The organism is Micromonospora sp. DT47 (assembly GCF_049844475.1).
In the GTDB taxonomy this organism is placed as follows: Bacteria; Actinomycetota; Actinomycetes; order Mycobacteriales; family Micromonosporaceae; genus Micromonospora.
Genome location: NZ_JBNCLC010000054.1, coordinates 1 through 5,359, shown reverse-complemented (window position 1 = coordinate 5,359; position 5,359 = coordinate 1). Strand labels below are relative to the sequence as shown.

At 57.8% G+C, this 5,359-nt stretch carries 3 rRNA genes; all 3 read left to right on the top strand.

Features of this window, described 5'->3' with window-relative positions:
* The first annotated feature begins 155 nt into the window (after positions 1–155).
* Positions 156–1,672, top strand: a 16S ribosomal RNA gene (locus tag ACLQ2U_RS32050).
* Positions 1,673–2,049: 377 nt separating this feature from the next.
* Positions 2,050–5,156, top strand: a 23S ribosomal RNA gene (locus tag ACLQ2U_RS32045).
* An 82-nt stretch (positions 5,157–5,238) separates the two neighbouring features.
* Positions 5,239–5,355 (top strand): 5S ribosomal RNA (gene rrf / locus ACLQ2U_RS32040).
* The 16S, 23S and 5S rRNA genes sit together here, the layout of an rRNA operon.
* The last annotated feature ends 4 nt before the right edge of the window (positions 5,356–5,359 follow it).

Sequence of the window (5,359 nt, the reverse complement as noted above, 5' to 3'; positions counted from 1 at the left end):
GGTGTGTGGTTGTTCTTTGAGAACTCAACAGGGTGCTTGATAAGCCAGTGCCAATATGATTTATACCCCGGACTGGTGGTCTTCTTCGGAGGGCTGCTGGTTGGGATTCCTTTGGCAACACTTTTTGTTGTCGGGATGACTGTTTCAACAAGTTTTTGTTGGAGAGTTTGATCCTGGCTCAGGACGAACGCTGGCGGCGTGCTTAACACATGCAAGTCGAGCGGAAAGGCCCTTCGGGGTACTCGAGCGGCGAACGGGTGAGTAACACGTGAGCAACCTGCCCTAGGCTTTGGGATAACCCCGGGAAACCGGGGCTAATACCGAATATGACCTGGCACCGCATGGTGTTGGGTGGAAAGTTTTTCGGCCTGGGATGGGCTCGCGGCCTATCAGCTTGTTGGTGGGGTGATGGCCTACCAAGGCGACGACGGGTAGCCGGCCTGAGAGGGCGACCGGCCACACTGGGACTGAGACACGGCCCAGACTCCTACGGGAGGCAGCAGTGGGGAATATTGCACAATGGGCGGAAGCCTGATGCAGCGACGCCGCGTGAGGGATGACGGCCTTCGGGTTGTAAACCTCTTTCAGCAGGGACGAAGCGAAAGTGACGGTACCTGCAGAAGAAGCACCGGCCAACTACGTGCCAGCAGCCGCGGTAAGACGTAGGGTGCGAGCGTTGTCCGGAATTATTGGGCGTAAAGAGCTCGTAGGCGGCTTGTCGCGTCGACTGTGAAAACCCGCAGCTCAACTGCGGGCCTGCAGTCGATACGGGCAGGCTAGAGTTCGGTAGGGGAGACTGGAATTCCTGGTGTAGCGGTGAAATGCGCAGATATCAGGAGGAACACCGATGGCGAAGGCAGGTCTCTGGGCCGATACTGACGCTGAGGAGCGAAAGCGTGGGGAGCGAACAGGATTAGATACCCTGGTAGTCCACGCTGTAAACGTTGGGCGCTAGGTGTGGGGGACCTCTCCGGTTTCCTGTGCCGCAGCTAACGCATTAAGCGCCCCGCCTGGGGAGTACGGCCGCAAGGCTAAAACTCAAAGGAATTGACGGGGGCCCGCACAAGCGGCGGAGCATGCGGATTAATTCGATGCAACGCGAAGAACCTTACCTGGGTTTGACATGGCCGCAAAACCGGCAGAGATGTCGGGTCCTTCGGGGGCGGTCACAGGTGGTGCATGGCTGTCGTCAGCTCGTGTCGTGAGATGTTGGGTTAAGTCCCGCAACGAGCGCAACCCTCGTTCGATGTTGCCAGCGCGTTATGGCGGGGACTCATCGAAGACTGCCGGGGTCAACTCGGAGGAAGGTGGGGATGACGTCAAGTCATCATGCCCCTTATGTCCAGGGCTTCACGCATGCTACAATGGCCGGTACAATGGGCTGCGATACCGTGAGGTGGAGCGAATCCCAAAAAGCCGGTCTCAGTTCGGATCGGGGTCTGCAACTCGACCCCGTGAAGTCGGAGTCGCTAGTAATCGCAGATCAGCAACGCTGCGGTGAATACGTTCCCGGGCCTTGTACACACCGCCCGTCACGTCACGAAAGTCGGCAACACCCGAAGCCGGTGGCCCAACCCCTTGTGGGAGGGAGCCGTCGAAGGTGGGGCTGGCGATTGGGACGAAGTCGTAACAAGGTAGCCGTACCGGAAGGTGCGGCTGGATCACCTCCTTTCTAAGGAGCACCTTCACCCGAAAGGGTGCAAGGAGCCCGCGACCTGCGAATGTCGGGTCGGGGTGCTCAATGGCGGAGACACTGGCGAGTTTTTCCTCGGCAACGGCCGGGATACCTGGTACGGCCACCTTCGGGTGGTGTGGAACGGTTCCTTCCGGTGCGGCTGAGTGGAGGCGTAGAGCACCCTGTTGGGTCCTGAAGGAACAACCGTTGGTTGTCTTTCAGAGCCTTGATGCGGAGCCCTGTGGGGTTTCGCGGGCTGCCAGGCATGACCTGGCCTCGCATACCGTCGGCGGATTGTCGGGCTGGTGTGGGGTGGATCTGGTTGTGGGTTGGTCGTTTGTTGAGAATTGCACAGTGGACGCGAGCATCTTTGTGGTCAAGTTGTCAAGGGCGAACGGTGAATGCCTTGGCACCAGGAGCCGATGAAGGACGTGGGAGGCCGCGATAGGCCTGGGGGAGCTGTCAACCAAGCTGTGATCCCAGGGTGTCCGAATGGGGAAACCCGGCACCAGTCATGTGGTGTCACCCACACCTGAACACATAGGGTGTGTGGAGGGAACGCGGGGAAGTGAAACATCTCAGTACCCGCAGGAAGAGAAAACAAATAGTGATTCCGTGAGTAGTGGCGAGCGAAAGCGGATCGAGGCTAAACCGGCTGCGTGTGATACCTGTCAGGGGTTGCGTGGTCGGGGTTGTGGGACCTTGCTCGACAAGCTGACACTTGTCGGAGGAGTTACAAAGCCAGTTGCTAGCCGAACAGTCTGGAATGGCTGACCGTAGGCGGTGAAAGTCCGGTAGGTGAAAGTGGCTGGCCTCCTGTGAGTGTTCCCGAGTAGCGGCGGACCCCTGAAATCTGCCGTGAATCTGCCAGGACCACCTGGTAAGCCTAAATACTTCCTGGTGACCGATAGCGGACAAGTACCGTGAGGGAATGGTGAAAAGTACCCCGGGAGGGGAGTGAAATAGTACCTGAAACCGTTCGCCTACAATCCGTCGGAGCCTTACGGGGTGACGGCGTGCCTTTTGAAGAATGAGCCTGCGAGTTAGTGGCATGTGGCGAGGTTAACCCGTGTGGGGGAGCCGTAGCGAAAGCGAGTCTGAATAGGGCGATTCAGTCGCGTGTCCTAGACCCGAAGCGGAGTGATCTAGCCATGGGCAGGCTGAAGCGCGGGTAAGACCGCGTGGAGGGCCGAACCCACCAACGTTGAAAAGTTGGGGGATGACCTGTGGTTAGGGGTGAAAGGCCAATCAAACTCCGTGATAGCTGGTTCTCCCCGAAATGCATTTAGGTGCAGCGTCGCGTGTTTCTTGCCGGAGGTAGAGCACTGGATGGTCTAGGGGGCCCACAAGCTTACCGAAATCAGCCAAACTCCGAATGCCGGTAAGTGAGAGCGCGGCAGTGAGACTGCGGGGGATAAGCTTCGTAGTCGAGAGGGAAACAGCCCAGATCACCAGCTAAGGCCCCTAAGCGTGTGCTAAGTGGAAAAGGATGTGGGGTCGCACAGACAACCAGGAGGTTGGCTTAGAAGCAGCCACCCTTTAAAGAGTGCGTAATAGCTCACTGGTCAAGTGGTTCCGCGCCGACAATGTAGCGGGGCTCAAGCACACCGCCGAAGCTGTGGCATTCACATTTCAACCACGCAACGCCTTGATGTGTTGTGCAGGTGTGTGGATGGGTAGGGGAGCGTCGTGCCGGGGGTGAAGCAGCGGGGTGACCCAGCTGTGGACACGGCACGAGTGAGAATGCAGGCATGAGTAGCGAAAGAAGGGTGAGAAACCCTTCCGCCGGATGACCAAGGGTTCCAGGGCCAGGCTAATCCGCCCTGGGTGAGTCGGGACCTAAGGCGAGGCCGAGAGGCGTAGTCGATGGACAACGGGTTGATATTCCCGTACCCGCGAAAGAGCGACCCTGACGAACCTCGTTGTGCTAACCACCCGAACCGGTTGATGTCTTCGGACTGATGCTGGGGAGCGTGGGACCCCGATGGGTAGTAGTCAAGCGATGGGGTGACGCAGGAAGGTAGCTGAGCCCGGCCGGTGGTTGTGCCGGGGTAAGCGTGTAGGCCGCACCATAGGCAAATCCGTGGTGCACGAAGGCTGAGACGTGATGCCGAGCCGATTCAGGTGAAGTCAGTGATCCTATGCTGCCGAGAAAAGCCTCTAGCGAGTTCTTAGCGGCCCGTACCCCAAACCGACACAGGTGGTCAGGTAGAGAATACCGAGGCGACGGGCGAACTGTGGTTAAGGAACTCGGCAAATTGCCCCCGTAACTTAGGGAGAAGGGGGGCCGGAGACGTGAAACCCCACGCGGGTGGAGCGTTGTATGGCCGCAGAGAGCAGGGGGAAGCGACTGTTTACTAAAAACACAGGTCCATGCGAAGAAGTAATTCGATGTATATGGACTGACGCCTGCCCGGTGCTGGAACGTTAAGGGGACCGGTTAGCTCTTCGGGGCGAAGCTGAGAACTTAAGCGCCAGTAAACGGCGGTGGTAACTATAACCATCCTAAGGTAGCGAAATTCCTTGTCGGGTAAGTTCCGACCTGCACGAATGGCGTAACGACTTCCCCACTGTCTCAACCACAGGCCCGGCGAAATTGCATTACGAGTAAAGATGCTCGTTACGCGCGGCAGGACGGAAAGACCCCGGGACCTTTACTATAGCTTGACATTGGTATCTGAATTAGCTTGTGTAGGATAGGTGGGAGCCGGTGAAGCTCATACGCCAGTATGGGTGGAGGCAATCTTGAAATACCACTCTGGTTGATTCGGGTTTCTAACTTCGGACCGTTATCCGGTTCAGGGACAGTGTCTGGTGGGTAGTTTAACTGGGGCGGTTGCCTCCTAAAGAGTAACGGAGGCGCCCAAAGGTTCCCTCAGCCTGGTTGGCAATCAGGTGTTGAGTGCAAGTACACAAGGGAGCTTGACTGTGAGACTGACAGGTCGAGCAGGGACGAAAGTCGGGACTAGTGATCCGGCACTGGCATGTGGAAGCGGTGTCGCTCAACGGATAAAAGGTACCCCGGGGATAACAGGCTGATCTTCCCCAAGAGTCCATATCGACGGGATGGTTTGGCACCTCGATGTCGGCTCGTCGCATCCTGGGGCTGTAGCAGGTCCCAAGGGTTGGGCTGTTCGCCCATTAAAGCGGTACGCGAGCTGGGTTTAGAACGTCGTGAGACAGTTCGGTCCCTATCCGCCGTGCGCGTAGGATACTTGAGAAGGGCTGTCCCTAGTACGAGAGGACCGGGACGGACGAACCTCTGGTGTGCCAGTTGTCCCGCCAGGGGCACGGCTGGTTAGCTACGTTCGGAAGGGATAACCGCTGAAAGCATCTAAGCGGGAAGCCTGCTTCAAGATGAGGTATCCCACCCACAATGTGGGGTAAGGCCCCCAGCTAGACGACTGGGTTGATAGGCCGGAAATGTAAGCCCGGTAACGGGTTCAGTTGACCGGTACTAATAGGCCGAGGACTTGACTACAAAGCTGCTACGCGTCCACTGTGCAACTCCCGACAAACGAACAACAGACCACGTGTGGTGTTGTTTGACATGTCGATAGAGTTACGGCGGTCATGGCGGAGGGGAAACGCCCGGTAACATTCCGAACCCGGAAGCTAAGCCCTCCAGCGCCGATGGTACTGCACTCGTGAGGGTGTGGGAGAGTAGGACGCCGCCGGACAATC